This is a genomic window from Novosphingobium sp. NDB2Meth1 (genome assembly GCF_900117425.1).
In the GTDB taxonomy this organism is placed as follows: Bacteria; Pseudomonadota; Alphaproteobacteria; order Sphingomonadales; family Sphingomonadaceae; genus Novosphingobium.
The window spans coordinates 163,843-189,388 of the sequence record NZ_FPEH01000016.1 but is presented as its reverse complement, the minus strand read 5'-3'; the positions used below and the strand labels follow the sequence as shown (position 1 = coordinate 189,388).

At 66.1% G+C, this 25,546-nt stretch carries 26 protein-coding genes; 19 read left to right on the top strand and 7 right to left on the bottom strand.

Going from position 1 to position 25,546, the window contains the following annotated elements; genetic code table 11:
* The 5 genes from hemH (at position 1) to NDB2M1_RS12995 (ending at position 5,828) form a co-directional block, all read left to right on the top strand.
* Positions 1-1,014: a ferrochelatase gene (gene hemH, locus NDB2M1_RS13015; RefSeq protein ID WP_072382915.1), complete on the top strand. Its 1,014-nt coding sequence runs from the start codon at positions 1-3 to the stop codon at positions 1,012-1,014.
* 58 nt (positions 1,015-1,072) lie between these two features.
* Positions 1,073-2,491, top strand: coding sequence for a cytochrome P450 (locus NDB2M1_RS13010; RefSeq protein WP_072382913.1), 1,419 nt, complete (start codon positions 1,073-1,075; stop codon positions 2,489-2,491).
* A 147-nt stretch (positions 2,492-2,638) separates the two neighbouring features.
* Positions 2,639-2,899: a 30S ribosomal protein S20 gene (rpsT, locus tag NDB2M1_RS13005; RefSeq protein WP_054123826.1), complete on the top strand. Its 261-nt coding sequence runs from the start codon at positions 2,639-2,641 to the stop codon at positions 2,897-2,899.
* 556 nt (positions 2,900-3,455) lie between these two features.
* The gene (gene dnaA / locus NDB2M1_RS13000; protein ID WP_171955398.1) at positions 3,456-4,859 is read left to right on the top strand and encodes a chromosomal replication initiator protein DnaA; all 1,404 of its coding nucleotides are present in this window, start codon (positions 3,456-3,458) and stop codon (positions 4,857-4,859) included.
* Positions 4,860-5,060: 201 nt separating this feature from the next.
* Complete coding sequence (locus NDB2M1_RS12995; RefSeq protein WP_072382908.1) at positions 5,061-5,828, top strand: HesA/MoeB/ThiF family protein; 768 nt, start codon at positions 5,061-5,063, stop codon at positions 5,826-5,828.
* Here the strand turns inward: NDB2M1_RS12995 and NDB2M1_RS12990 are convergent.
* Positions 5,817-6,533, bottom strand: coding sequence for an NAD-dependent deacylase (locus NDB2M1_RS12990; protein ID WP_072383228.1), 717 nt, complete (start codon positions 6,531-6,533; stop codon positions 5,817-5,819). The two genes, NDB2M1_RS12995 and NDB2M1_RS12990, sit on opposite strands and share 12 nt — an antisense overlap.
* 35 nt (positions 6,534-6,568) lie before the next feature.
* Here NDB2M1_RS12990 and dapB point away from each other — a divergent pair, with 35 nt between their 5' ends.
* Genes dapB through NDB2M1_RS12975 form a run of 3 tightly spaced genes read left to right on the top strand, consistent with a single transcriptional unit; the run spans position 6,569 to position 8,429 of the window.
* Complete coding sequence (gene dapB, locus NDB2M1_RS12985) at positions 6,569-7,297, top strand: 4-hydroxy-tetrahydrodipicolinate reductase (RefSeq protein WP_072382906.1); 729 nt, start codon at positions 6,569-6,571, stop codon at positions 7,295-7,297.
* Complete coding sequence (gene nth / locus NDB2M1_RS12980) at positions 7,294-7,989, top strand: endonuclease III (RefSeq protein WP_072382904.1); 696 nt, start codon at positions 7,294-7,296, stop codon at positions 7,987-7,989. The genes dapB and nth overlap by 4 nt, the downstream gene beginning before the upstream one ends.
* Positions 7,986-8,429 (top strand): hypothetical protein, encoded by a 444-nt coding sequence (locus NDB2M1_RS12975; RefSeq protein ID WP_253185875.1) that lies wholly within the window; start codon positions 7,986-7,988, stop codon positions 8,427-8,429. The genes nth and NDB2M1_RS12975 overlap by 4 nt, the downstream gene beginning before the upstream one ends.
* A gap of 3 nt (positions 8,430-8,432) precedes the next feature.
* On the opposite strand, the gene NDB2M1_RS12970 is transcribed toward NDB2M1_RS12975, so the two are convergent.
* Together NDB2M1_RS12970 and aroC are read right to left on the bottom strand one after the other, a co-directional pair.
* Entirely contained in the window at positions 8,433-9,743 is a 1,311-nt protein-coding gene (locus NDB2M1_RS12970) for a dicarboxylate/amino acid:cation symporter (protein WP_072382900.1), read from the bottom strand.
* 121 nt (positions 9,744-9,864) lie between these two features.
* Complete coding sequence (gene aroC / locus NDB2M1_RS12965; RefSeq protein ID WP_072382899.1) at positions 9,865-10,935, bottom strand: chorismate synthase; 1,071 nt, start codon at positions 10,933-10,935, stop codon at positions 9,865-9,867.
* Positions 10,936-11,080: 145 nt separating this feature from the next.
* Between aroC and NDB2M1_RS12960 the strand changes: the two genes are divergently transcribed.
* The 4 genes from NDB2M1_RS12960 to NDB2M1_RS12945 all read left to right on the top strand — a co-directional run bounded on the left by NDB2M1_RS12960 (position 11,081) and on the right by NDB2M1_RS12945 (position 12,822).
* On the top strand, positions 11,081-11,392 hold the full coding sequence (locus tag NDB2M1_RS12960; RefSeq protein WP_072382897.1) for an antibiotic biosynthesis monooxygenase family protein: 312 nt from the start codon (positions 11,081-11,083) through the stop codon (positions 11,390-11,392).
* A 67-nt stretch (positions 11,393-11,459) separates the two neighbouring features.
* The gene (locus NDB2M1_RS12955) at positions 11,460-11,978 is read left to right on the top strand and encodes a hypothetical protein (protein ID WP_072382895.1); all 519 of its coding nucleotides are present in this window, start codon (positions 11,460-11,462) and stop codon (positions 11,976-11,978) included.
* A gap of 29 nt (positions 11,979-12,007) precedes the next feature.
* Complete coding sequence (locus NDB2M1_RS12950) at positions 12,008-12,355, top strand: arsenate reductase (protein WP_072382893.1); 348 nt, start codon at positions 12,008-12,010, stop codon at positions 12,353-12,355.
* Positions 12,356-12,420: 65 nt separating this feature from the next.
* Positions 12,421-12,822: an acyl-CoA thioesterase gene (locus NDB2M1_RS12945; RefSeq protein WP_083554844.1), complete on the top strand. Its 402-nt coding sequence runs from the start codon at positions 12,421-12,423 to the stop codon at positions 12,820-12,822.
* A gap of 3 nt (positions 12,823-12,825) precedes the next feature.
* Here NDB2M1_RS12945 and ubiG read toward each other — a convergent pair whose 3' ends face one another.
* The gene (gene ubiG, locus NDB2M1_RS12940; RefSeq protein ID WP_072382889.1) at positions 12,826-13,560 is read right to left on the bottom strand and encodes a bifunctional 2-polyprenyl-6-hydroxyphenol methylase/3-demethylubiquinol 3-O-methyltransferase UbiG; all 735 of its coding nucleotides are present in this window, start codon (positions 13,558-13,560) and stop codon (positions 12,826-12,828) included.
* Between the two features lie 94 nt (positions 13,561-13,654).
* Here ubiG and NDB2M1_RS12935 point away from each other — a divergent pair, with 94 nt between their 5' ends.
* The 3 genes from NDB2M1_RS12935 (at position 13,655) to NDB2M1_RS12925 (ending at position 17,456) form a co-directional block, all read left to right on the top strand.
* On the top strand, positions 13,655-14,896 hold the full coding sequence (locus tag NDB2M1_RS12935) for an aspartate kinase (RefSeq protein WP_171955397.1): 1,242 nt from the start codon (positions 13,655-13,657) through the stop codon (positions 14,894-14,896).
* Between the two features lie 282 nt (positions 14,897-15,178).
* A complete protein-coding gene (locus NDB2M1_RS12930; protein WP_072382885.1) occupies positions 15,179-16,189 on the top strand; it encodes an NAD(P)H-dependent flavin oxidoreductase in 1,011 nt (336 codons plus the stop codon).
* A 25-nt stretch (positions 16,190-16,214) separates the two neighbouring features.
* On the top strand, positions 16,215-17,456 hold the full coding sequence (locus NDB2M1_RS12925; RefSeq protein ID WP_072382883.1) for an MFS transporter: 1,242 nt from the start codon (positions 16,215-16,217) through the stop codon (positions 17,454-17,456).
* On the opposite strand, the gene NDB2M1_RS12920 is transcribed toward NDB2M1_RS12925, so the two are convergent.
* Both NDB2M1_RS12920 and NDB2M1_RS12915 read right to left on the bottom strand, forming a co-directional pair.
* Positions 17,429-18,067 (bottom strand): HNH endonuclease, encoded by a 639-nt coding sequence (locus tag NDB2M1_RS12920; RefSeq protein WP_072382881.1) that lies wholly within the window; start codon positions 18,065-18,067, stop codon positions 17,429-17,431. The genes NDB2M1_RS12925 and NDB2M1_RS12920 overlap by 28 nt on opposite strands.
* A gap of 237 nt (positions 18,068-18,304) precedes the next feature.
* A complete protein-coding gene (locus NDB2M1_RS12915; protein ID WP_072382879.1) occupies positions 18,305-19,762 on the bottom strand; it encodes a M20/M25/M40 family metallo-hydrolase in 1,458 nt (485 codons plus the stop codon).
* Between the two features lie 163 nt (positions 19,763-19,925).
* On the opposite strand from NDB2M1_RS12915, the gene gyrB reads away from it, so the two are divergent.
* The 4 genes from gyrB to NDB2M1_RS12895 all read left to right on the top strand — a co-directional run bounded on the left by gyrB (position 19,926) and on the right by NDB2M1_RS12895 (position 24,270).
* The gene (gyrB, locus tag NDB2M1_RS12910; RefSeq protein ID WP_072382877.1) at positions 19,926-22,466 is read left to right on the top strand and encodes a DNA topoisomerase (ATP-hydrolyzing) subunit B; all 2,541 of its coding nucleotides are present in this window, start codon (positions 19,926-19,928) and stop codon (positions 22,464-22,466) included.
* On the top strand, positions 22,466-22,735 hold the full coding sequence (locus NDB2M1_RS12905) for a hypothetical protein (RefSeq protein ID WP_072382875.1): 270 nt from the start codon (positions 22,466-22,468) through the stop codon (positions 22,733-22,735). Before gyrB ends, NDB2M1_RS12905 begins: the two co-directional genes overlap by 1 nt.
* A gap of 163 nt (positions 22,736-22,898) precedes the next feature.
* Positions 22,899-23,288, top strand: coding sequence for a DUF3592 domain-containing protein (locus NDB2M1_RS12900; RefSeq protein ID WP_072382873.1), 390 nt, complete (start codon positions 22,899-22,901; stop codon positions 23,286-23,288).
* Between the two features lie 616 nt (positions 23,289-23,904).
* Complete coding sequence (locus tag NDB2M1_RS12895) at positions 23,905-24,270, top strand: endonuclease domain-containing protein (RefSeq protein WP_072383226.1); 366 nt, start codon at positions 23,905-23,907, stop codon at positions 24,268-24,270.
* A gap of 119 nt (positions 24,271-24,389) precedes the next feature.
* Here the strand turns inward: NDB2M1_RS12895 and NDB2M1_RS12890 are convergent, their stop codons facing one another.
* Complete coding sequence (locus NDB2M1_RS12890) at positions 24,390-25,448, bottom strand: ribonucleotide-diphosphate reductase subunit beta (RefSeq protein WP_072382871.1); 1,059 nt, start codon at positions 25,446-25,448, stop codon at positions 24,390-24,392.
* Between the last annotated feature and the right edge of the window lie 98 nt (positions 25,449-25,546).

Sequence of the window (25,546 nt, the reverse complement as noted above, 5' to 3'; positions counted from 1 at the left end):
ATGGACCAACCTGCCGACCATCCCCGGATTCTGACCGGCAAGATCGGAGTGCTGCTGGTCAACCTCGGCACGCCCGACGCGCCCGATGAAGGCGCGGTGCGCCGCTATCTTGCCGAGTTCCTCTCCGACCGCCGCGTCGTGGAGATCCCGCAGATCTTCTGGCAGCCGATCCTGCGCGGGCTCGTGCTGCGCACCCGGCCCCGCAAATCCGCCCACGCCTATAGCCAGGTCTGGACCGACGAGGGATCGCCGCTTGCCTTCCACACCGCCGCGCAGGCGCGCGCGCTGCAGGCCCGGCTGGGCGAGGCCGCGATCGTCCGCCACGCGATGCGCTATCAGAAGCCGGCGATGGCGGCAGAGCTCGACAAGCTCCTCGCCGACGGCTGTGAGCGCATTCTCGTGGCGCCGCTTTATCCGCAGTACTCGGGTGCGACGACCGCAAGTGCGCTTGATGCCGTGGCAGACTGGATCAAGGATCGCCGCCGCCTTCCGGCACTGCGCACCCTGCCGCCCTATTTCGACGATCCGTTGATGATCACCGCGTTGCACCAGAGTCTCTCCGCCCAGATCGCAGCGCTCGATTTTGCGCCGGAACTGCTGGTGCTGAGCTTCCACGGCATGCCCGAGCGGACATTGCGCCTTGGCGATCCCTATCACTGCCACTGCCAGAAGACCGCGCGCCTGCTGGGCGAGGCATTTGCCACGTCGCACCCGGAGCTGAAGCTCGCCACCAGCTTCCAGTCGCGCTTCGGCCGCGCCAAGTGGCTGGAGCCCGCGACGGATGACGTGATCAAGGTGCAGGCCACCAACGGCATTCGCCGCATGGTCGTCGCCGCACCCGGATTCTCGTCCGATTGCCTCGAAACCATCGAGGAACTGGGCATCCGGGGCCGCGAGGACTTCGAGGCGGCGGGCGGCACGCATTTCGCGGCGCTGACCTGCCTCAACGCCACCGAGACCGGCATGGACATGCTCGAAGCTTTGGTGCGCCGGGAACTTGCCGGCTGGATTTGACTTAACTGACAAGTGTGTCATTAACCGCCCGGTTAATCGCACTCGCAGGAGCAGAGCCGTGGCAAGCCTCGCAGCACCGCAATCGCGGTCCATTCGTCCGCATGACGCGCAGTCCGAACGCGGCAATCCGCACTGGATCCGCCTTAAGGACGAGCGCGAGCTTGATTCGATCCCCGGCGAGGACGGCTGGCCGCTGGTCGGCACCACGTTCATGCTCCTCGCCGACCCCATCGGCTTTGGGAAACGGATGCGCGCAAAGCATGGCGACGTCTATCGCACGCGCGGCTTCGGGCGGCGGCAGGTCGTGCTGATCGGGCCCGATGCGAACGAGCTCGTGCTGTTCGACCGCGACAAGATCTTCAGTTCCGAGCAGGGCTGGGGCCCGGTGCTCAACCTGCTGTTCCCGCGCGGGCTGATGCTGATGGACTTCGCCGCGCACCGGGCGGACCGCAAGGCGCTGTCTATCGCGTTCAAGCCCGAGCCGATGCGGCATTACTGCGACCTGCTCAATGCCGATATCGCGGCGGGCGTGGAAGCCTGGGGCGAAGGGGAGCGCAAGTTCTATCCGGCGATCAAGGCGCTCACCTTGCAGACCGCGGCGACCAGTTTCCTCGGTCTGCCGTTCGGGCCGGAAGCGGATACGCTCAACAAGGCCTTTGTCGACATGGTGCAGGCCGCCGTCGCGCCGATCCGGCGGCCGCTGCCGTTCACCGCGATGGGCCGGGGCTATGCCGGGCGCAAGCTGATGGTGGAGTACTTCACCGGGCTCCTGCGCGAGCGGCGCGCCAATCCCGGGCAGGACATGTTCAGCCAATTCGCGTTGGCGCGGCGGGAGGACGGAGACGGCGACTTGCTGCCCGAGGACGTCGTGGTCGATCACATGATCTTCCTGATGATGGCCGCGCACGACACGATCACGAGTTCGTTCACCACGCTGATCTGGCACCTCGCGAAGAATCAGGACTGGCAGGACAAGCTGCGCGCCGAAGCCCGCGCGGCGGCGGGGGGCGACGGCGTGCCGCTGGCGTTCGATGCGCTGGGCAAGCTGGAACTGACCGAGATGGCGATGAAGGAAGCCCTGCGGATCATGCCGCCGGTGCCTTCCACGCCGCGCCGCGCGCTGAAGGACTTCACCTTCCGGGGCTTTCGCATTCCCGCCGGCACCGATGTCGATGTCAGCGCCTCGGCGGTCCACGCCGATCCGGCGCTCTGGCCCGAGCCCGAGCGGTTCGATCCCATGCGCTTCACGCCCGAGGCCGTGGCAGCGCGGCACAAGTATGCGTGGATCCCGTACGGCGGCGGGGCGCATATGTGCCTCGGCCTTCATTTCGCGACGATGCAGACCAAGTTGCTGGTGCACCACATCCTCACGCGCTATCGGGTCGAAGTCGAACCGGGCTACGCGCCAGCGTGGCAGCCCTGGCCGATCCCCAAGCCGCGCGACGGGTTGCCGGTGAAGTTCACGCGGCTGAGGTGAGTGCGCTCACCACTCATCGGTTGACGATTCGGCATGCCCTAGCTAAGGGGCGCGCTTTCCGACAGAGTCTGACAGGACTTTGCCGGGCCCTCAGGTTTATTCGCCGCCCGCGTATCATGCGGTTCCGGCTCTTGAAACAGGACAGTCATGGCCAATACGCCGCAAGCCCGTAAGCGCATCCGTCGCAATGCCAACCGTGCCGAGATCAACGGCAACCGCCTCTCCCGCATCCGTACCTTCGTGAAGAAGGTCGAAGCGGCGATCGCCGGTGGTGACAAGGCGGCGGCTGCCGAAGCGCTGCATGCCGCTCAGCCCGAGCTGGCGCGCGGCGTGGCGCGCGGTGTGCTCCACAAGAACACCGTGGCGCGCAAGATGTCGCGCCTGTCGAAGCGAGTCGCCTCGCTCTGATTCGCTTCGGGTAAGGCCTTGAAGGGCCTGCACTACGTACAAACACGGAACGCGGCTGGTGTCCCCGACACCGGCCGCGTTTTGTTTCACCCCCGTTACAAGCCGCGCCGTCATCTTTGACCTCGGCTCTGTCACGCATGAGTCGCAGTTTTCTGCCGATTCGCGGGCAGTCTGAAGCAAAATCCAACAAATTCAGCACCTTGATTGATTTCCGCCACGTTTAGGCAGTCAAGATTCTTTATTTCAGTTTTTTTGCGGTTCGGTGCTTGCGAATCCCTCGTGATCGCCAATAGACATGTTTCTCCCGGTGCGACGCGGGCCCTGCCTCAGCAGGTCTGTAGCCTATCCGGGGTCACGACAATCGCAAGTTTCATGGCCGGGAGCAGGGGTGCTTTCCCGGCGAGGGTAGATTTTTGCCTGCGGCAGGGGGTGCTGAAGCAGGCTTTCTGGGTGAGGGCAGCGAAGCGTGAAGATGGATGACTATGGCAGCGGCGGACGGGGCGCCGCGGCCCAGACGGCTGACGCCGCGCCGGGCAGACGAGGACGGGACAGCGCGATGATCGAGGACCAGGAAGCGCTCGATCTCGCCGCAGATTGGGCCGATATCAGCCAAGGCCTCAAGAAGGATCTTGGCCCGCAGCTGCACAGCCAGTGGATCAAGCCGATTCAGGTCGGCACGTTCTGCAAGGAAACCGGCACGCTGGACTTGTTCCTGCCGACCGAGTTCTCCGCCAACTGGGTGGCCGACCGCTTTGCCGACCGGCTCTCGCTGGCGTGGAAGATCGCGCGTTCGGAAGTGCGCCAGGTGCGCATCACCGTGCATCCGCGCCGCCGCGCCATGCCCGAGCTGCGCATGGGCGGCATGCCTGCGAACGATACCGGTCCTCTGCCCACTGCGGCGCGCCAGCCGGCCGTGCCGCTCAGCGCCGATGCGGCAGTGACCGGGCTCGACCCCTCGCTGACCTTCGCGGAATTCGTTTCCGGTTCGGCGAACGTGCTCGCGGTCAATGCCGCGCAGCGCATGGCCGCGCTGGAGACGCCGCAGTTCTCGCCGCTCTACCTCAAGGGCGCGACGGGCCAGGGCAAGACGCACTTGCTCCATGCCATCGGCCATGCCTATGCCGCCGCCCGCCCGGGCGCGCGTATCTTCTACTGCTCGGCCGAGCGCTTCATGATCGAGTTCGTGCAGGCCATGCGCTCGAACGAGATGCTGGAATTCAAGGCGCGGCTGCGCGGGTTCGACCTGCTGCTCGTCGACGACATCCAGTTCATCATCGGCAAGGCTTCGACGCAGGAGGAATTCCTCCACACGATCGACGCGCTGATGAGCGCGGGCAAGCGCCTCGTCGTCGCCGCCGACCGCGCGCCGCAAGCGCTCGACGGTGTGGAACAGCGCCTGCTATCGCGCCTCTCGATGGGCCTTGTCGCGGATATCCAGCCGGCGGACATCGACCTTCGCCGCAAGATCCTTGAACACCGCCTTGCGCGCTTCACCAGCACGCAAGTCCCGGCGGACGTGATCGAGTTCCTCGCGCGTACCATCAATCGCAACGTGCGTGAGCTTGTCGGCGGGCTCAACAAGCTGATCGCCTATGCCCAGCTGACCGGTCAGCCGGTCTCGCTGCAACTGGCCGAGGAACAGCTCACCGACATCCTCTCCGCCAACCGCCGCCGGATCACGATCGACGAGATCCAGCGCATGGTCTGCCAGTTCTACCGCGTCGACCGCACCGAAATGGCAAGCAAACGCCGCGCCCGCGCGGTCGTCCGGCCTCGGCAGGTGGCGATGTACCTTGCCAAGGTGCTGACCCCCCGTTCGTACCCCGAGATCGGCCGCAAGTTCGGCGGGCGCGATCACTCGACCGTGATCCACGCTGTGCGCCTGATCGAGGAACTGCGCACGCGCGATGCCGATATGGACGGCGATGTGCGGACGCTGCTGCGGCAGCTGGAGGACTGAGGAAGAAGGGGTGGATGCGAGGGGCATACCCCTCGCGCACCCCGTCATCGGTGCCAGGCGGCTGCGTAGCGCACCCCGGCGAAGCCGGAGGATGAAGCCGCTTCGCGGATAGTGCGCTATCTATGGATACTGCACCAATTCCCGGGAGCGCGAGGGCAATAGCCCTCGCATTTCTCTTCCTTCCTCCCTAACTCCCCTCCCATGACTCCCGATCGTCTCGACCGCTTCGCCCGCCATATCGTCCTCCCCGAAGTGGGCGGCGCGGGGCAGGCGAAACTGGTGCAGAGCCATGTCCTGCTGATCGGCATGGGCGGTATCGGTAGTCCCGCCTTGCAGTATCTGGCGGGGGCCGGGATCGGGCGGCTGACGCTGATCGACGACGATGTGGTCGAGGCTTCCAACCTCCAGCGGCAGACGATTTTCGGCACGGACGACATCGGTCGGCCCAAGGCGGAGGCTGCGGCGAATTGGCTGCGTGCGTTCGACCCGGCGCTGCAGGGCACGGCGCATGTGCTGCGCCTGACGCGCGGCAATGCGGCGGACCTGATCGCGGGAGCGGATGTCGTGCTCGATGGCAGCGACAACTTCGCGACGCGGCTGGCGGTTTCGGATGCCTGCGTCGCGGCGGGGATTCCGCTGACGAGTGCGGCGCTGGGGCGGTTCCAGGGCCAGGTGGCGAGCTTTGCCGGGCACCGCGAGGGCCATGCCTGCTACCGCTGCTTTGTCGGTGACGCCTTCGATGCCGAGGATTGCGATACCTGCGCCGATACCGGCGTGCTGGGCGCGATGGTCGGCATGGTGGGCGCGTTTGGCGCGATGGCGGCGATGCGGGTCCTGCTGGAGGGCGTTTCGACCTTGGGCGATCCGCAGTGGGGGCAGGTCCATGTGCTCGATGGGCTGAAGCCGGCGCTGCGCACGATGCGGATTGCCAAGGACCCGGAGTGCCGCGCCTGCGGGTCAGTGGCCTAGCAGTTCCTCCACCCAAGCCGGGACGATCTCGCTGGCGGGGCCGAGGCGGGTTTCGTGGAACCATTGCGAGCCTTGCGAGCGCTCGAGATTGAGCTCGAGCGTTTCGGCGCCGATCTCGCGCGCGGTGCGCACGAAACCGGCAGCGGGATAGACCGCGCCGGAGGTGCCGATCGAGACGAAGAGGTCTGCTTCGGAGAGCGCCGCGAAGATCTCGTCCATCCGGTAAGGGACTTCGCCGAACCACACGACATCGGGCCGCAGATAGGGTGCGCTGCAGGCGGGGCAGGGCGGGCGGTCGATCAGCGGGCCGGTCCAGCGGTGGCGGCTGTCGCAGTTCGTGCACCAGACGGTGAGATGTTCGCCATGCATGTGGATGACCGAGAGCGATCCGCCGCGTTCGTGAAGGTCGTCGACGTTCTGGGTGACGAGCGTGACGCTGCCGCCGGGCACGCGCTTCGGCCATTCGCGCTCTAGCTTGCCGAGAGCCACATGTGCGGCATTGGGCTCCTTGGTCTGGATCGCGGCGCGGCGCATGTCGTAGAAGCGCAGCACGAGGTTCGGATCGCGGGCGAAGCCTTCGGGGGTGGCGACGTCCTCGACGCGGTGCTGTTCCCACAGGCCCCCAGCCGAGCGGAAGGTATCGATCCCGCTTTCGGCGGAGACGCCGGCGCCTGTCAGGATGACGATGTTGCGGTATGTGCTCATCGCGGCCATGAAGCACGCCGGACACGAGGTGATCAATGACTAGAGTGGGCATTATCGGCAGCGCCGGGCGGATGGGTCAGGCGCTAAGCGAGGCGATCACGGCGGCGGGACACGACGTCTCGGGCGGGATCGATCAGGGCGGTGATCCGCTGGCGCTGGCCAAGGCATCCGACGTGCTGGTCGATTTTTCCGCCCCGGCGGCGCTGGAGTATAATCTCGATGCGGCGATCCATGCGGGCATACCCGTGGTGGTCGGCACGACGGGTCTTGAGGAGCGGCACCACTGGTTGGTCGATGCGGCGGCGGTGAGCATTCCGGTTCTGCAGACGGGCAATACCTCGCTCGGCGTTACGCTGCTCGCGCATCTGGTGCGCGAGGCCGCCTCGCGGCTGGGCGAGGACTGGGACATCGAGATCGTCGAGACGCACCACCGCATGAAAGTCGATGCGCCTTCGGGCACCGCGCTGCTGCTGGGCGAGGCGGCGGCTGCGGGCCGGGGCGTGCGGCTGGCGGAGGAACGGGTGTCGGGGCGCGATGGGGTGACCGGGGCGCGGAAGCGGGGCACCATCGGCTTTTCCGCCCTGCGCGGCGGCACTGTGGCAGGGGATCACACCGTCCATTTCCTTGCCGACAACGAGCGGATTGCGCTTTCGCATCTTGCCGAGAACCGCGCGATCTTTGCGAAGGGAGCGGTGCGGGCGGCGCTGTGGCTGCTGGGCAAGGAGCCGGGGCGCTACAGCATGCCCGAGGTTCTAGGTCTGTGAACAGGCAAGCGATCTTCGAGTTCTTCCGGCGGCTGGCGGAGGCCAATCCCTCGCCGGAGACCGAGCTCGAATACGGCAATGTCTATCAGCTGCTGGTGGCGGTGACGCTGTCGGCGCAGGCGACCGACGTCGGCGTCAACAAGGCGACGCGGGCGCTGTTCGCCAAGGTGAAGACGCCGCAGGACATGCTCGACCTCGGCGAGGAAGGCCTCAAGCAGCACATCAAGACGATCGGGCTGTTCAACAGCAAGGCCAAGAACGTGATGGCCATGGCCGAGATCCTCGTGCGCGAGCATGGCGGGGAAGTCCCCGCGGACCGCGACTTGCTCACCGCGCTGCCGGGGGTGGGGCGCAAGACGGCCAATGTCGTGCTCAACTGCGCGTTCGGGGCGGAGACCTTTGCGGTCGACACGCATATCTTCCGCGTGAGCAACCGCACCGGCATTGCCAAGGGCAAAACGCCGCTGGCAGTCGAGAAGGGCCTCGAGAAGAAAGTGCCGCAGCCCTTCCGCGTCGGCTCGCACCACTGGATGATCCTGCACGGGCGCTATGTGTGCAAGGCTAGGGCGCCGGAGTGCTGGCGCTGCGAGGTGGTTGACCTTTGCGGCTACAAGGGGAAGATTCTGGAGAAGGGGGCGAAACCCGCGACTCAGGGGAGAGAGAAGCGGGCGAGCAAGGAGAAAAAGCCGTGAGTGCTTTGAAGCCAAAGGCCCTGAGGATCGCCGCCGTCCTGACGATGTCCGCTGCTGCCCTGTCGCTCGGCGCCTGCGCGCCCGGCTCGGGTGCGAAGTGGGCCGCTGCCGGTCATGCCGCCGATATCCCGGCCGCGACGCCGACCGGCAAGGCAGTGACCTGCATTCCGATCACCTCGATCCGGGAAAGCCGGGTGCGCGACGACTGGACCATCGATTTCCGCACGGGCGGCGATACCTGGTATCGCAATACGCTGCCCAACCGTTGCAGCAACCTCGGCTTCGAGCGGTCGTTCTCCTATGCGACTTCGCTCGCGCAGCTGTGCAACGTAGATATCATCACCGTGTTCCGCAATGGCGGCGGGCCGACCGGGCCGCTGGGATCGTGCGGGCTGGGCATGTTCCAGCCGGTAAAGCTGGCGAAGGAAGGGAAGAAGTAGGCCTCAAGCCTCCGGATCGAGGTGCAGCCCCTTGCGGCCATGCTCGGGCGTGTCGTGCGGGGGCATGGCCTCGGGCGCGTCGGGGTCCATCGGCACTTGCAGCATGCCTTCCCACTTGGTGATGACCGAAGTCGCCACCGCGTTGCCGACAACGTTGGTCGCGCTGCGGCCCATGTCGAGGAAGGTGTCGACGCCCAGCAGCAAGGCCACGCCTTCGACCGGGAGGCCGAACTGGGTGAGGGTCGCCGCGATCACCACAAGACTGGCGCGCGGCACTCCGGCGATACCCTTCGAAGTGATCATCAGCACGAGCAGCATGGCAATCTGCTGCCCGGCGGAGAGCGGGATGTTGTAGGCCTGCGCGATGAACACCGTGGCGAAGCTGGTGTAGATCATCGAGCCATCGAGGTTGAAGCTGTAGCCCAGCGGCAGCACGAAGCCGGAGATCCGGCGCGGCACGCCGAACCGGTCGAGCTGCTCGAACAGCTTGGGCAGCGCGCTTTCGCTGCTCGCGGTGGAGAAGGCGAGCAGCAGCGGTTCGCGGATATAGCGCGCGAGCAGGACCACCCGCTTGCCGAGGAACAGGCCGCCGAGGCCCAGCAGGATGAGCCACAGCAGCAGCAGCGCGAGATAGAACTCGCCGACGAACACGCCGTAGGTGACGAGGATGCCCACCCCGCGCGTCGCGATCACCGAGGCGAGCGCGCCGAACACGGCGAAGGGGGCAAAGCGCATCACGTAGTCCGTGATGGTGAGCATCAGCGTGGCCAGCGCTTCTGCCCCGCGCACCAGCGGCGCGCCTTCCTCGCCCATGGCGGACAGCCCGACCCCGGCGAAGACCGAGAAGACGAGGATCTGCAGGACGTTGTTCTTGGCCATCGCATCGAGCGCGCTGGTCGGGAAGACTTCGAGCACGAAGTGGCGCAGCGTGAAGTCTGCCGTGGCGAGATCGCTGACCGGCGCGGCGGAAGTGATGTTGAGGCCGACCCCGGGCTGGAACAGATTGACCAGCACGAGCCCGAGGCTGATCGAGATCAGGCTGGCGGTGATGAACCACGCGAGCGCCCGCCCGCCGATCCGGCCCAATGCCGAACTGTCGCCCATGCTGGCGATGCCGGTGACCAGCGTGGCCAGGATGAGCGGGGCAAGGATCATCTTGATGAGGTGGAGGAACACCTCGGGCAGCAGCTTGAGCACGTCGGCGGTGTCGGCGAGGACCTTGCTGCCCGCGGGGTAGGCGGCATTGAGCGCGTAGCCCACGCCGATACCGGCCAGCATGGCGATCACGATGTAAAGGGTCAGGCGCTTGCCCAAGTTTTCGGCTCCCCGGTTGGTTTGGGGCGGGAGACTAGCGGGGCTGGTCGTTTAGGCAAGCGGCGCGCCAGCCCAAACCCCTCGTCATTCCCGCGCAGGCGGGGATGACGCGTTCAAGGGGTCAGCCCCCACACTGCGCGCGGTGCAGCAGCTTCTGGTCGGCCAGCACGAGCGCCATCATCGCCTCGACCACCGGCACGCCGCGAATGCCGACACACGGATCGTGGCGGCCCTTGGTGAAAAGCTCGGTCGCCTCGCCTTCGCGCGTGATCGTGGGCACCGGCGTAAGGATCGACGAGGTCGGCTTGAAGGCGACGCGGACGTGGACGGGCTGGCCGGTGGAAATCCCGCCCGCGATGCCGCCGGCGTGGTTGGCGAGGAATTCCGGCGCTTCTTCACCGGGCCGCATCGGATCGGCATTGCCTTCGCCGGTGTTGGCGGCGGCGGCGAACCCGTCGCCGATCTCGACGCCCTTGACCGCGTTGATGCCCATCATCGCGTGGGCGAGTTCGGCATCGAGCTTGGCGTAGAGCGGCGCCCCCCAGCCGGCGGGGACGCCGGTGGCGGTGCATTCGACGACGGCGCCGAGCGAGGAGCCGGCCTTGCGGGCATTGTCCACCAAAGCTTCCCAGCGCGCGGCGGCCCTGGCGTCCGGGCAGAAGAACGGGTTGCGGCTGATCTCGGCCGCGTCGAAGTTTGCAGGATCGATCGCATCGCCGCCGATCGCGCTGACCCAGCCGAGGACGGTGACTTCGGGGATGACGAGCCGTGCGACGGCCCCTGCCGCCACGCGCGCGGCGGTTTCGCGGGCCGAGGAACGCCCGCCGCCGCGATAGTCGCGAAAGCCGTACTTGGCGTCGTAGGCATAGTCGGCGTGGCCGGGGCGATAGGCCTTGGCCACGTCGCCGTAGTCCTTCGAGCGCTGGTCGACGTTCTCGATCATCAGGCTGATCGGCGTGCCGGTCGTCTTGCCCTCGAACACGCCCGAGAGGATGCGCACCTGATCGGGCTCCTGCCGCTGCGTGGTGAAGCGCGACTGGCCAGGGCGGCGGGCATCGAGGAAGGGTTGGATCAGGCTTTCATCGAGCGCGAGGCCCGGCGGGCAGCCATCGACGACCGCGCCGAGCGCGGGTCCGTGGCTTTCACCCCAGGTGGTGAAGCGGAATGCGTGGCCGAAGGTGTTGAAGCTCATGGGGCAGCGCCTTCGCGCAATTTTCCGCAAATGTCACGTTTGCGCGTGAAAGGTGCTTCGACAAGCTCAGCACGAGCGGTTATTTCGCGCCAAACCCTACCCCGCTCGCCCTGAGCTTGTCGAAGGGCCAAACGCGAGCTTCGCCATGTTCCTCGTCGTGTTCCGCAACCGCAAGCGCGCCGATATCGATGCGGCGGCGTATCACGCCGACGCTGATGCCATGTGGCAGCTGGCCAAGGAGCAGCCCGGCTACCTCTCGTTCAAGAGCTACACCGCCGAGGATGGCGAAGTCGTGGCGATCAGCGAATGGGTGGACGAAGCAGCGGCGCTGGCGTGGCGGCGCGTGGCCGAACATGCCGAGATGCAGGCCAGGGGCCGCGAGGCGTACTACGAGGATTATACGCTGTTTGCGGGGACGCCGAACCGGGTGCACCGCTTTTCGAGGACCAAGGCATGACCATCACGCTCTACGGCATTCCGAACTGCGAGCGGGTTGGAAGGGTTGCAGACGGGAGTCACGCCGAATGAGGGCTACCAAGCTGCTCATTGCGCTATCGCTGATTTGTGCGGGGTGCGGGAGTGCCGAACAGCCTCAATGGGCAAAGACAGTCGCAGCCTATGAGGTTCCGCTGCCGACCAACTCTGACAAAGCTCGGTTTCTTGGGATTTTGAGCAATCAGGCGAAGGCGGCTGGCTTCCATCTCGATGTCGCAACGGACGATGAACTACGCGCTCTTTCGGAGGTCTCGCCAATCACGATGAACGCGGCAGTCTGGCGCGGCCCGGACGATCAGGAGGTTGTGGCTTCTGCGATGGACTTCAAAACTCACATCGGGCGCGTCTGGCTGACATTTTCCGCAGGGCAAGACGCAGGTAAGGCAGCGCGTTTCAGGGAACGGCTGATGCCTCTCATCAAGGCGGCGTGGCCTGACACGGCGTCGCTACCCATTACGCCCGATGGTGGTATTCCGCTTGATGAAGATCTAGTTCGCACATCCTCAGGTTATGTCGTTAGGCCTTCTGCGGCGGCGAAATACCATTGATCATTGGGCATTCTTCGCAGGAGCTTTGAATGACGTTAACCATGTTTGGAATTGCAAACTGCGACACGGTGAAGAAGGCGCGGCTCTGGCTGGATGCGCGCGGGATCGCCTACACCTTCCATGACTACAAGAAGCAGGGCGCGGACCCGGTGAAGATCGCGGCGTGGATCGCCGCCGCCGGGCGGGACAAGGTGGTCAACCGCGCCGGGACCACCTTCCGCAAGCTTTCCGAAGCGGATCAGGCGGCGCTGGCGGGAGAGGGGGCGCCGGCGGTGCTGGCGGCCAATACCTCGGTGATCAAACGGCCGATTGTCGAGCATCCCGGCGGCTTGCTGGTGGGGTTCAAGGAGGCCGAATGGAGTTCCATTCTGGGTTGAACTGACACGAAAAGACACATCACCGGCCTGTTCAGGATGGCGCGGGATGTGTTATCTACATCGGTGTGAATACAGCCCAGCCCTTCGCCTACGCCATCACCGTCGATCCGGCGGACATCGACTTCATGGGGCACGTCAACAACGCCTCCTACCTCAAGTGGGTGCAGGATGCGGTGGTCGGGCACTGGAAGGCGTTCGCGCCGGCGCAGGCGGTGGCGGACCTCGTCTGGGTCGCGACCAATCACAACATCACTTATCGGCGGCCGACGTTCCTCAACGATCAGGTGATCGCGCATGTGATCCTCGAGCGGGTCCACGGCGCGCGGGCGTTTTACGAGACGGTCCTGAAGCGCGGCGAGGACGTGCTGGCGGAAGTGAAATCCAGCTGGTGCTGCCTCGATGCCGCCACACTGCGCCCGGCGCGGCTGGCGCGCGAGCTGGTGGAGCGGTTTCTGCCTGCGGAGTGAGGCTCAGGCGCGCTTGGCGGTAACGATATAGTTCAGCGCCAGATCGTCCGAGAGGTGGAGGCCTTTCAGCGGGCTCCACGAGATGCCCTTGGGATTGCCCATCGCGAAACCGGCGTCTGCCAGAAGGTCGCTCAGTTCCAGCGGCGTGATGAAATCCTCCCAGTGGTGCGTGCCCTTGGGCACCATGCCGAAGCCTTCCGCCGCGCCGACGAGCAGCAGGCGCGAGGCGGTGGTGCGGTTGGGGGTGGAGAGGACGAGGAGGCCGTCCTCCGCCACGCGTGCCACCAGCCCGGCGATGAAGGCGGCCTTGTCCGCCACGTGCTCGATCACTTCCATCGAGGTGACGAGATCGAATTGACCGAGGCCGAGCGCGGCCAGTTCGCCGTGGCGGTAGTCGATGGCGAGCCCGCCCGCTGCGGCATGGGCCTTGGCCGCCGTGATGTTTTCTTCCGCCGCATCGACCGCCGTCACGCCTGCGCCCATGCGAGCGAGGGGTTCCGCCAACAGCCCGGCGCCGCAGCCGACATCGAGGGCGACCTTTCCCGCGAGGGGGCGCAGCGTCTTCGGATCGCTGCCGAAGTGCGAATCGATGGCCTCGCGCAGGAAGGCGAGCCGCACCGGGTTGAGCTTGTGCAGCATGGCCGAGCTGCCCTTGGGGTCCCACCATTCGGCCGCCAGCCTGCCGAAATGGGCGGCTTCTTCGGGCCTGATCGTTGCTGTGCCGGTTGCATTGCTCATGGAGCGACTTTAAAGCGCCGCGTCCGCAGGGTCGAGGGGCCGTGTGGGAACGTGTTGCAATCCTGCTGGGGGAGATGACGTGGCCCGGATCGTGATGAAATTCGGCGGCACTTCGATGGCCGGGACCGAGCGCATCCGCCGCGTGGCCGGGATCGTCAAGCGCCAGCAGGAAGCGGGGCATGAAGTCGCCGTCGTCGTCTCCGCCATGGCGGGCGAGACCGACCGGCTGGTGAACTTCTGCCGGGAGGCCAACGCGCTCTATGACCGCGCCGAGTACGACGTGGTCGTGGCAGCGGGCGAGCAGGTGACCTCGGGGCTGCTGGCGCTGCATCTGCAGGCGCTGGGCTGCAAGGCGCGCTCGTGGCTCGGCTGGCAGCTGCCGGTGCGCACCGACGATGCCCATGCCGCCGCGCGGATCGAGGATATCGAGTCCGACGCACTGCTCGCCTCGATGGCGGCGGGCGAGATCGCGGTGATCCCGGGCTTTCAGGGCATGGACCACGATGGCCGCGTGACGACGCTGGGCCGCGGCGGTTCGGATACCTCGGCGGTCGCGGTGGCGGCAGCGGTGCAGGCCGATCGCTGCGACATCTACACCGATGTCGACGGGGTCTACACCACCGATCCGCGCATCGTGGCGAAGGCTCGCAAGCTGAAATACGTGACCTACGAGGAAATGCTCGAGCTCGCCTCGGTCGGCTCGAAGGTGCTGCAGACGCGCTCGGTCAGCCTCGCGATGAAGGAAGGGGTGCGCGTGCAGGTGCTCTCCTCGTTCATCGACGAAAGCGCCCCGCCGGCGGACAGCATCCCCGGTACGATGATTGTCAGCGACGAAGAACTTGAAGGAACCGACATGGAACGCCAGCTGATCACCGGCATTGCCGCCGACAAGAACGAGGCCAAGGTGACGCTGACCCGCGTCGCAGACCGTCCCGGTGCGGTGGCGGCGATCTTCGGCCCGCTCGCCGAGGCGAACATCAACGTCGACATGATCATCCAGAACATCGCCAAGGACAAGGGCGAGACCGACGTGACCTTCACCTGCCCGCAGGCGGACCTCGCCCGCACGCAGGCGCTGCTCGAAGAGCGCAAGGACAAGATCGGCTACTACCGTATGATCGCCGACAGCAAGGTGGCCAAGGTCTCGGTGGTCGGCGTGGGCATGCGCAGCCACGCGGGGGTCGCCTCGACGATGTTCAAGGCGCTGGCCGACCGGGGGATCAATATCCAGGCGATTTCGACCAGCGAGATCAAGGTTTCGGTGCTGATCGATTCGGACGAAGTCGAGCTCGCGGTGCGCGTGCTGCACACGGCTTACGGGCTGGACGCGGCCTGAAGCCAAACCGAGCGTGTTGAAAGACCCGCCTACCGGCACCCTCGCGGGGCACGATAGGCGGGTTGCGACCCGGGGCCGGGCTTGAAGCCTTGGCTCTCGGACACTTCAGGCGAAGGGGACACTACCTGACGCCACCTTTCTACGCGCTGTATGGTCATCGGTGAAACGAGGATACTTGCGCTCAGAAATCGGAATTGGCGATCACAAGTTCCCGATCCCGCCTTTTTGCCGCCACGAAGCGTCACTAAAGCCCGCCGGAATTTTGATCAGGATTGTGTGCGAATGAGCTCTACTCCCAAGACCGATGCCCTGATGCGCCGCGGCGCGGCGTTTCTGGGCACCGACCATGCGATCCTGTGCGGCGCCATGAGCTGGGTTTCGGAGCGCAATCTGGTTGCCGCGATCAGCAATGCCGGCGGCTTCGGCGTGATTGCCTGCGGGGCAATGACGCCCGAGCTGCTCGATGCCGAGATCACCGCGACGGCGGCGCTGACGGGCAAGCCCTTCGGCGTGAACCTGATCACGATGCACCCGCGGCTGTTCGACCTGATCCAGGTCTGTGCGGACCACAAGGTCGGCCATGTCGTGCTGGCAGGCGGCATTCCGCCCAAGGGCAGCGTGGAGGCGATCAAGGCCTTCGGCGCCAAGGTGATCGTCTTCGCGCCGACGCTGGCGCTGGCAAAGAAGCTGTTCCGCTCTGGCGCCGACGCGCTGGTGATCGAGGGTTCGGAAGCGGGCGGGCATATCGGGCCGGTCTCGACTTCGGTGCTGGCGCAGGAGTTCCTGCCTTCGCTCGCCGAAGACCACATCGTGTTCGTGGCGGGCGGGATCGGCCGGGGCGAGATGATCGCGAGCTACCTCGAGATGGGCGCGAGCGGGGTGCAGCTGGGCACGCGCTTTGCCTGCGCGAGCGAATCCATCGCGCACCCGGCGTTCAAGGCCGCGTTTTTCCGCGCCAATGCGCGCGATGCGGTGGCCAGTGTGCAGATCGATCCGCGCCTGCCGGTGATCCCGGTCCGGGCGCTGCGCAACAAGGGCAGCGACGAATTCATCGCCAAGCAGCGCGAAGTGGCGAACCTGCTTGATCAGGGCGCGGTCGACATGGCCGCCGCGCAGCTCGAGATCGAGCACTTCTGGGCGGGTGCGCTGCGCCGCGCGGTGATCGACGGCGATGTCGAGCACGGCTCGCTGATGGCCGGGCAATCGGTCGGCATGGTGACGAAGGAGGAGCCCGTCGCTACGATCATGGGCGAGCTGATGAGCGAGTGCGAGGCGGCGCTGACGCGCGGCTGAGCGCGGCATAGAGGGGCAGAACCACGTGGCGAACCGGGCTTCGATCAGTTTCGTGTTCGCCATCGTGCTGATCGACATGCTGAGCTTCGGCATCGCGATGCCGGTGCTGCCGGGCCTGATCATGCATCTGGCGCATGTGCCGATCACGGTCGCGGCGGAATACGCCGGGTGGCTGGGTGCGGGCTATGCGGTGACGCAGTTCGTGTTTGCGCCGGTGATCGGCAATCTTTCGGACCGGTTCGGACGGCGGCCAGTGATGCTGGCGTCCGTTCTCGCGATGGCGCTCGATTACGCGCTGCAGGCGCTGGCGCCGACGTTCTCGTGGCTCATTCTCGGGCGGCTCGTCGCGGGTGCGGCGGGGGCGAGCTATTCGGCGGCCTATGCCTATATCGCCGACGTGACGCCGCCGGAGCAGCGTGCGGCGCGGTTCGGGTTCATGGGCATGGCGTTCGGGATCGGCTTCGTCGTGGGGCCGGCGCTGGGCGGGATCCTCGGCTCGTTCGACCAGCGGCTGCCCTTTGCTGCCGCCGCCACGCTGGCGCTGGGCAACTTCCTGTTCGGCCTGATGTTCCTGACGGAATCGTTGGCGCCCGAGAACCGCCGCCCGTTCGACTGGCGCCGCGCCAATGCGCTGGCCTCGCTGCAGGCGCTGCGGCGGCAGAGCGCGACGGTGCTGTGGTTCGTGGCGGCGCTTGCCACATGGCAGCTGGCGCACATCGTCTATCCGGCGGTGTGGTCGTACTTCGCGATTGCGGCTTATGGCTATTCGGCGTGGGACGTGGGCCTCGCGTTGGCGATGGTCGGGATAACCAGCGCGGTCGTGCAGGGCTTCGCGCTGAAGCAGGTGCTGGCGCGGCTGGGCGAGCGGCGGACAGTGATGCTGGGCGTGGCGGGTATGGCGGCTTCGGCGGTGATCTACACCCTCGCGACGCGGACCTGGCAGGTCTACCTCGGCATCACCATCGGCGCGGCGCAAGGGCTGGTGCAGCCTTCGATCGCGGCGCTCAACAGCCGCGCGGTCGATGCGCGGAGCCAAGGGGAGCTGCAGGGCGCGACGCAAGCCATCGGATCGATCGCGGCGATCATCGGGCCGCCGCTCTATACCCAGACCCTGGCGCGCTTTTCAGGGCCGAACGCGGTGGTGAACCTGCCGGGCATGCCGATGCTGCTGGCGGCGAGCATTGGCGGCCTTGCCATGCTGCTGTTCATGAAGGGCGCCAGCCTGCTCGCGAAAGCAGCTCAGCCTTCGAGTTCGACGTCCCAGTAGAGCCAGTCGCGCCAGCTTTCGTGCAAGTGGCCCGGCGGGAACAGGCGGCCGCGCTCTTGCAGGTGCCACGAGGTCGGCCGGATCGGTTCGGTGATCAGGCGCATCGCGGCCTGGGCCGGGGTGCGGCCGCCTTTGCGCATGTTGCACGGCGCGCAGGCGGCGACGACGTTTTCCCACGTGGTGCGCCCGCCGAGGCGGCGCGGCACGACGTGATCGAAGGTCAGATGGTCCGGGCAGCCGCAATACTGGCACTGGAACTTGTCGCGCAGGAACAGGTTGAAGCGCGTGAAGGCAGGGAACTCGCTCGGCTTCACATACTGGCGCAGCGCGATGACCGAGGGGATCTTCATGTCGAGCGAAGCGCTGTGGACCTCGCGGTCGTAGGTCGCGATGATGTCGACCCGCTCGAGGAAGACGGCCTTGATCGCGGTCTGCCACGGCCAGAGGCTCAAGGGATAATAGCTCAGCGGAGTGTAATCGGCGTTGAGCACAAGCGCCGGGCAATTCGAGAGATGGCGATCATGCCCGAGGAAGGCGGCCCCCTCCGCATGGGGACTTCCGCTATGGGGCCTGGCATCCGCCGCCCGCTCGATCAGCGCCCTATGAAGCATGCTCCCGTTCGGCCCTTTCGCAAGAATGCGCCGATGGTCCCGCCCGGAACGGGCGCGTGGCGCCTGCCGGGTGCGATTTGGGGTACGCGGATGACCGCTTCGTGACGCATGGCCGGAAAAGAACACAGCCGCGACTCATGCGTCAAGGGGAGGAATGTTATCCTGTCCACAGGTGTATGGACCTGTGGACAGGATGTGGATGATTTCCGTTAAAGCGAATGATTACAAACGTGTGACTTACTTGGTGTAGGCCTTCACGAGTTCATAGAGATAGGCCCGGCCAGTCATCAGCGCCTTGATCTCGACCCGCTCGTTCAGGCCGTGGACGCCGTTGCCGTCCGGATTGCCCCAGCCGCCGGGCACCCCGTACGTCGGGATGCCGACAGCGGCGAGGAAGATGCCATCCGTCGCGCCGGTCGACATCGTCGGCACCAGCGGTACGCCCGGGAAATACTTGGCGGCGAGCTTTTCCATCGGGCCGATGATCGCAGGATCGAGCGGCGGCGTCTTGGCAAGCGGTCGCAGCGGCGGGACCGGAGTGACCGTCACGCCGGCATCGGCAACCACGGCCTGCAGTTCCTGCTGCACTTCCTCCACCGAGTGGCCGGGGAAGATGCGGCAGTTGACGTTGGCCCCGGCGCGCTGCGGCAGCGCGTTGTTGGCATGGCCGCCATCGAGCAGCGTGGCGACGCAAGTGGTGCGCAGCATCGAGTGGAACGTGCGGTCCTTGTTGAGCACGGCCTCGGCCGTGCTGTCCGCCGGGTTCGCAGCGATGGCCTGCATCGCCTTGCCCATCTCGTCGCTGCGCGCGGCCCCGGCCTTGGCAAAGTAGGCGCGGGTCGTGTCCGAAAGCTCGAGCTTGAAATCGTAGTTCTGCAGTTTCACCAGCGCGGCGGCGAGTTCATAGATCGCGTTCTCGCGCACCGGGATCGAGCTGTGGCCACCGGGGTTGCGCGTTTCGAGGCGGTAGTTCTGCACACCCTTTTCGCCGACCTGGATCGTTTCGACGACCAGCTTGCCGCCTTCGGACACGCCCTTGCCATCGGTGCGCCCGCCGCCGCCTTCGTTGAGCGCGAAGGCCGCATCGATCAGATCGCGCTTGTTCTTGGCCAGCCATTCGGCGCCGTTGAAGGCGTAGGTCGTCTCCTCGCCGCAGGTGAGTGCGAGCTTGAGCGTGCGCTTGGGCTTGAAACCCTCCTGCTTGAAGCGGATCAGCGTATCGACCCAGGTCGCGGCCATCGCCTTGTCGTCGCTGGTGCCGCGAGCATAGAGGTAGCCGTTCTCCTCGATCAGCGTGAAGGGATCGCGCACCCAGTCCTCGCGCTTGGCCTCGACGACGTCGAGGTGGGCGAGGAGGAGGATCGGCTTCTCGGTCTTCGATGTGGCGCTGTTCGTTCCCGGCATGACGGCGACGAGGCCGCCTTCCCTGGGCTTCTCGGGCGTCGCGAAGATGGTCAGCTGGTCATCGGTAAAGCCTGCGGTCTTGAGCCGCGCCGCCATGCGCTCTGCCGCAAGGGTGCAGCTGCCGGACGAGAGCGTGGTGTTGGTCTCGACGAGCTCCTTGTAGAGCTCACGGAACTCGGCTTCTCCGCCATAGGGATCGACTTTCGCGGCTGGCGCGGCGAGCGCCCCGGAAACCATAAGTGGCGAGGTCAGCATGGAGGCGGCAAGGGCGCCGGTCAGCAGCTTGCGCATGGGGCGATTAGTCCTTTGTTCTGAGGCTTGTGGCGCGTGTTTCAGCATGATTGTGCCGCCGGTGCCAGCCCCCCGCGGTGCGGCCTATGAAATGGGGCTTTCCCTTGTGCAAAACAGACCGGATTCGCTTGGGAAATGGCCCTCGAATGCCTATGTCCCAAGGATGGCCAGCACGAACGAAAACACCCCGAACGCCAACGAATATGGCGCTGATTCCATCAAGGTCCTGCGCGGGCTCGACGCGGTGCGCAAACGCCCCGGCATGTACATCGGCGATACCGACGACGGCTCGGGCCTGCACCACATGGTGTTCGAGGTTTCGGACAACGCGATCGACGAGGCGCTGGCCGGGCACTGCGATCTGGTGCTGATCGAACTCAACCCCGATGGCTCGGTTTCGGTCGAGGACAACGGGCGCGGCATCCCGACCGGCATCCATGCCGAGGAAGGCGTTTCCGCCGCCGAAGTGATCATGACCCAGCTCCACGCGGGCGGGAAGTTCGAGAACACCAGCGACGACAATGCCTACAAGGTTTCGGGCGGCCTCCACGGCGTGGGCGTTTCGGTCGTCAATGCCCTCTCCGAATGGCTGGAGCTGACGATCTGGCGCGACGGCGAGGAGCACTGGATGCGCTTCGAGCACGGCGATGCGGTCGCGCCCTTGAAGGTGCTGGGCCCCGCTCCGGCGGACGGCAAGGGCGGCGTCAAGAAGGGCACCCGCGTCACCTTCTTCGCCAGCCACGACACGTTCAAGAACGTCACCGAGTTCGATTTCGACAAGCTGGAGCACCGCTACCGCGAGCTGGCCTTCCTCAATTCGGGCGTGCGCATCCTGCTGCGCGACAAGCGGCACGAGGAGACCAAGGAGCACGATCTCTATTACGTGGGCGGCATCGCGGCCTTCGTGAAGTACCTCGACCGCAACAAGCAGCCGCTGATGCCCGAACCCATCGCGATCGGCGCGGAGAAGGACGGCATCGGCATCGACGTCGCGCTGCAGTGGAACGACAGCTACTACGAGAACGTCCTCACCTTCACCAACAACATCCCCCAGCGCGACGGCGGCACGCACTTGGCCGCCTTCCGCGCGGCGCTGACGCGCACGCTCAACGGCTATGCGGATCGTTCGGGGATGCTGAAGAAGGAGAAGGTCTCCCTCACCGGCGACGACATGCGCGAGGGGCTGACGGCGATCGTCTCGGTCAAGCTGCCGGACCCCAAGTTCTCGAGCCAGACCAAGGACAAGCTGGTCTCCTCCGAAGTGCGCCAGCCGCTCGAGGCCTTGATGGCGGACAAGATGAGCGAATGGCTGGAGGAAAACCCGGCCCACGCGCGCGCCGTCATCCAGAAGGTGATCGACGCTGCCGCCGCGCGCGAGGCCGCCAAGAAAGCGCGCGAGCTGACCCGGCGCAAGGGCGCGATGGACATCGCCAGCCTGCCCGGCAAGCTGGCCGATTGTCAGGAACGCGATCCCGCCAAGTGCGAGCTGTTCCTCGTCGAGGGCGACAGCGCCGGCGGTTCGGCCAAGCAGGGGCGTGACCGGCACTTCCAGGCAATTCTCCCGCTCAAGGGCAAGATACTCAACGTGGAGCGCGCGCGGTTCGACCGGATCATCGGCTCGAAGGAAGTCGGCACGCTGATCCAGGCGATGGGCACCGGCATCCGCGACGAGTTCAACCTCGCCAAGCTGCGCTATCACAAGATCGTGATCATGACCGACGCCGACGTCGACGGCGCGCATATCCGCACCTTGCTGCTCACCTTCTTCCACCGCCAGATGCCCGAGATCATCCGCGAGGGGCACCTCTTCATCGCCCAGCCGCCGCTCTACAAGGTGGCGAAGGGCAGGAGCGAGGTCTACCTCAAGGACGGGCCGGCGCTCGATCGCTACCTCGTCGAGGCGGGGCTGGCGGGGCGCATGCTGGAAACGGCGGGCGGCGCGCGCAGCGGGGCGGATCTGGCGGACCTCGTCGATCATGCGCTGCGCCTGCGCAACCTGATGGCCTTTGCGCCCAAGCGCTATGATCCCACGATCATCGAGGCACTGGCGCTGGCAGGCGCGCTGGAGCCCGAGATGACCGCAGCCGAGCGCGAGGCGGTGCTGGCCGCGGCGGTGCGCTGGATGGACCGCGGCGAGCGCGAGGCGAAGTGGTCGGCCGAGGTCGGCGCGGACGGCAGTTATCGGATCGCGCGGGTGTGGCGCGGGGTGACCGACGATCACGTGATCGAGGCCGGGTTCCTCGCCAGTGCCGAAGCGCGCAAACTGGCGCGGCTGGCGGGCGAGCAGGCGGAGGTCTACGAAAGCCCGGCGCGGCTGGTGCGCGGCAGCGGCGCGGCGGTGGAGCCGGAGCCGGAAGTCGTGGTGGAGGAGCAGGAAGGCGAGGCCGAGGTTGCTGCGGCTCCGGTGCGTCCGGCGGCGAAGGAAGGGGCGGGGATCACCCGGCCGTCCGAACTGCTGGCGCAAGTGCTGGCGGCGGGGCGCAAGGGCCTCTCGATCTCGCGCTACAAGGGCCTTGGCGAAATGAACGCCGAGCAGCTGTGGGAAACCACGCTCGATCCTTCGCAGCGCTCGCTGCTGCAGGTGAAGATGGAAGACGCCGACGTTACCGACGAGATCTTCACCCGCCTGATGGGCGACGTGGTCGAGCCGCGGCGCGACTTCATTCAGGAGAACGCGCTCAACGTGGCGAATCTGGACGTCTGATGGCAGGGGCTACGCTGGCCGATATTCCGTGGGATCAGGCGGCCACGATGATCGATCTGGAAGGGCGCGTGCCGATCATCGGGACGGTCCGCGAGTGCGCGCTGCACTTCACGCTCTACAAGCCGCACGCGAAGGCAAACGCGCGCCTGCTGCTGACCGTGCCGGTGCACCGCGCGGGGCGAGCGACGCGGACGTGGCTGCTGGAACCGGCGGAGATTGCGGTGCTGGCTGCAAGGCTGGGTGAGGAAGGCGGCGAGACCGCGCACTGAGGCCTTTCCCTCCAACTCGCGCATGAGTCCACCAAACTCGCTCACCCTGAGCTTGTCGAAGGGTGCTGGCACGACCGTCGTGACTGATGCTTCGACAAGCTCAGCATGAGCGGTCTTGGCGTGTTGGGCTATGTTTTAACCCGCCCATGCCATCCTCCGCGCGATGAAGCTGTTCTTCCTCCTTGCGGGTCAGGCGCTATGCCTGTTCAGCCTGTGGGTGCTGGCGCGCCGCGACTGGGTGCGGCTGACGCGGCCTTCGCTGCGGGTGATGGGCGTGGTGACGGCGTACCGCTCGACATGGGACGAGGGCGCCCGCGCCTATGCGCCGGTGTTCCGCTTCGCGGGCGAGGAGGGGACGCACGAGGTGGTCGATGCGGTCTATTCCGGCGCGATGAAGCCGCCGGTGGGTGCGGAGGTAGCGCTGCGCTATCCCGCAGGCCGGCCCGATCTCGCGCAAGTGCCGCGCCCGCTGATGTGGGCCGCGGTCTATGCGCTGCTGGGTGGGCTGGAGGCCCTGCTGTTTGCGGTGATGATGGGCTGGTTGACAGACTGATTGTTGGATTTGGCGGCGCGGCCTCGCGGCTGACGGGCATTAGGGGGGATCGCGCGACCGGTGCGGCACCTGCACTGGTGCTGCGGGGAGGGCGTCGTGTTCCGCCGGGTGCGAGTGGCCGGATGGGCAGAAGAGGTCCGGCGCAGCCATTTGTGTCGATCATGGCCCGGGACCGGGGTAGCGGCTCGCGTGCGTGCCGGTCTTTGCTCGCACCGGGACGAAGCCGAGGGGAGCCATGATCTGCGTGCTGGCGCGGTAGGTTGCCTGGCCAAGGACTTGGGGGAGACCGCCCCACCTTGAACCCGCAGCCCGCACCGGTCGCGTTGGCGTTTTACGGCCAAAGGAGCGAGGGCGAGGCCGGCCTAGCCTGCTCCCGATCTGGGCGGGGCGTATAACCTATATGGTTCGTCTTGTCAAGGGTGGAAGCGCTGCGCTTGGTTGCGGCGTTGCAGGCCCACTCCCGACCCCTCCCGCAAGCGGGAGGGGAGAGGACAGGTAGAGCCCTCCCGCAAGTGTTAGGCGGATTTCACAGTTCACACCACGGTGGAACAGGTTGCGCGGCGTCTGGCCCCCCTCCCGCTTGCGGGAGGGGTCGGGGGTGGGCACTCTCCGCGTGATGGTGAAGTTCAAACCTCGCAATACGGAACGTGCGCGGGAATTGCGCAATCAGGCGACGCCGGCGGAAAGGCAGCTGTGGCGTTACCTGGCGCGCGGGCAGCTTGGCGCAAAGTTCAGCCGGCAGATGCCGGTCGGTCCGTACTTTGCGGATTTCCTGTGCCGGGAGCTGATGCTGGTCGTGGAGCTCGACGGGTTCAGCCATGAAATGCGGCAGGAAGCGGATGCCGTAAGGACGCGGGTGATCGAGGCAGCGGGATACCGGGTGCTTCGGTTTACCAACGCCGAAGTGCTGGGGAATGTAGAGGAGGTAGCTTGGGCGATTCAGACGGTGGTTATGGAGGTGAGGTCGCTGGCCCACCCCTAACCCCTCCCGCATGCGGGAGGGGGAATGAGATGTTGCGCCTTCCCGAAGGCGGGAGGTGAGTTGAAAGGTACCATTTCAGCTCCCCTCCCGCCTGCGGGAGGGGTTGGGGGTGGGCAGAATTACTCCGCCGCGATCCCGGCTGCCTTGAACATGTCCGCTTCGGCTTCTTCCACCAGCTCGTTCGCCGGTTCCGCGGCCTTCGCCTTGCGGCGCGAGTCGAAGCTGGACCACACGGTGTTCCAGTCGCCGCGGGTGGCGGCCTTGGAGTATTCAGTGGCGCGGGTTTCGAAGAAATTGGCGTGTTCGACGCCGTTGAGCAGCGGGGTGAGCCAGGGGAGGGGGTGTTCCTCGATCATGTAGATCGGCTGGAAGCCCAGCTGGCCGAGGCGCCAGTCGGCGATATAGCGGATGTACTTCTTGATTTCCTTGGGGCTCATGCCCGGGACCGGGCCCTGCTCGAAGGCGAGGTCGATGAAGGCGTCCTCGAGGCGGACGGTCTTCTGGCAGCAATCGATGATGTCTTCCTTCACCGCCTTGGTGAGGCAGCCGCGCTCCGCCACGAAGGCGTGGAACAACTTGGTGATGCCTTCGCAGTGGAGCGATTCGTCGCGGACGGACCACGAGACGATCTGGCCCATGCCCTTCATCTTGTTGAAGCGCGGGAAGTTCATCAGCATGGCGAAGCTGGCGAAGAGCTGGAGGCCTTCGGTGAAGCCGCCGAACATCGCGAGGGTGCGGGCGATGTCTTCATCGCTGTCGACGCCGAACTGCTGCAGGTAATCGTGCTTGGCGCGCATTTCCTCGTATTCGAGGAACATCGCGTACTCGCTTTCGGGCATGCCGATGGTGTCGAGCAGGTGGCTGTAGGCGGCGATGTGCACCGTCTCCATGTTGGAGAAGGCGGCGAGCATCATCTTGACCTCGGTCGGCTTGAACACGCGGCCGTACTTGTCGTGGTAGCAATCCTGCACCTCGACATCGGCCTGGGTGAAGAAGCGGAAGATCTGGGTGAGCAGGTTGCGCTCGTGGTCCGAGATCTTCTGCGCCCAGTCGCGGCAATCTTCGCCCAGCGGCACTTCCTCGGGCATCCAGTGGATCTGCTGCTGGCGCTTCCAGAACTCGTAGGCCCAAGGATATTCGAAGGGCTTGTAGGAGCTGCGGGCTTGAAGAAGTGACATGGGGACGAGTCCTGTTCGGGGTTCAGCGCAAGGAAGATAGGGCGGCCCGCGCACCGGTGAAAGCGCGCGGGGTGAAGGGAATCAGAGCCTGACCGGTT

What these genes read in the sequence shown, in the direction of transcription:
- NDB2M1_RS12960 (WP_072382897.1), top strand. Translation starts at nt 11,081, where the DNA reads ATGTTCCTCGTCGTGTTCCGCAACCGCAAGCGCGCCGATATCGATGCG.
- NDB2M1_RS12890 (WP_072382871.1), bottom strand. Translation starts at nt 25,448, where the DNA reads ATGTCACTTCTTCAAGCCCGCAGCTCCTACAAGCCCTTCGAATATCCT.
- rpsT (WP_054123826.1), top strand. Translation starts at nt 2,639, where the DNA reads ATGGCCAATACGCCGCAAGCCCGTAAGCGCATCCGTCGCAATGCCAAC.
- NDB2M1_RS12930 (WP_072382885.1), top strand. Translation starts at nt 15,179, where the DNA reads ATGAGCTCTACTCCCAAGACCGATGCCCTGATGCGCCGCGGCGCGGCG.
- ubiG (WP_072382889.1), bottom strand. Translation starts at nt 13,560, where the DNA reads ATGAGCAATGCAACCGGCACAGCAACGATCAGGCCCGAAGAAGCCGCC.
- NDB2M1_RS12955 (WP_072382895.1), top strand. Translation starts at nt 11,460, where the DNA reads ATGAGGGCTACCAAGCTGCTCATTGCGCTATCGCTGATTTGTGCGGGG.
- NDB2M1_RS12915 (WP_072382879.1), bottom strand. Translation starts at nt 19,762, where the DNA reads ATGCGCAAGCTGCTGACCGGCGCCCTTGCCGCCTCCATGCTGACCTCG.
- gyrB (WP_072382877.1), top strand. Translation starts at nt 19,926, where the DNA reads ATGGCCAGCACGAACGAAAACACCCCGAACGCCAACGAATATGGCGCT.
- NDB2M1_RS12900 (WP_072382873.1), top strand. Translation starts at nt 22,899, where the DNA reads ATGAAGCTGTTCTTCCTCCTTGCGGGTCAGGCGCTATGCCTGTTCAGC.
- NDB2M1_RS12920 (WP_072382881.1), bottom strand. Translation starts at nt 18,067, where the DNA reads ATGCTTCATAGGGCGCTGATCGAGCGGGCGGCGGATGCCAGGCCCCAT.
- NDB2M1_RS12895 (WP_072383226.1), top strand. Translation starts at nt 23,905, where the DNA reads ATGGTGAAGTTCAAACCTCGCAATACGGAACGTGCGCGGGAATTGCGC.
- dapB (WP_072382906.1), top strand. Translation starts at nt 6,569, where the DNA reads ATGACTAGAGTGGGCATTATCGGCAGCGCCGGGCGGATGGGTCAGGCG.
- NDB2M1_RS12990 (WP_072383228.1), bottom strand. Translation starts at nt 6,533, where the DNA reads ATGAGCACATACCGCAACATCGTCATCCTGACAGGCGCCGGCGTCTCC.
- NDB2M1_RS12995 (WP_072382908.1), top strand. Translation starts at nt 5,061, where the DNA reads ATGACTCCCGATCGTCTCGACCGCTTCGCCCGCCATATCGTCCTCCCC.
- NDB2M1_RS12905 (WP_072382875.1), top strand. Translation starts at nt 22,466, where the DNA reads ATGGCAGGGGCTACGCTGGCCGATATTCCGTGGGATCAGGCGGCCACG.
- aroC (WP_072382899.1), bottom strand. Translation starts at nt 10,935, where the DNA reads ATGAGCTTCAACACCTTCGGCCACGCATTCCGCTTCACCACCTGGGGT.
- dnaA (WP_171955398.1), top strand. Translation starts at nt 3,456, where the DNA reads ATGATCGAGGACCAGGAAGCGCTCGATCTCGCCGCAGATTGGGCCGAT.
- NDB2M1_RS12950 (WP_072382893.1), top strand. Translation starts at nt 12,008, where the DNA reads ATGACGTTAACCATGTTTGGAATTGCAAACTGCGACACGGTGAAGAAG.
- hemH (WP_072382915.1), top strand. Translation starts at nt 1, where the DNA reads ATGGACCAACCTGCCGACCATCCCCGGATTCTGACCGGCAAGATCGGA.
- NDB2M1_RS12935 (WP_171955397.1), top strand. Translation starts at nt 13,655, where the DNA reads ATGAAATTCGGCGGCACTTCGATGGCCGGGACCGAGCGCATCCGCCGC.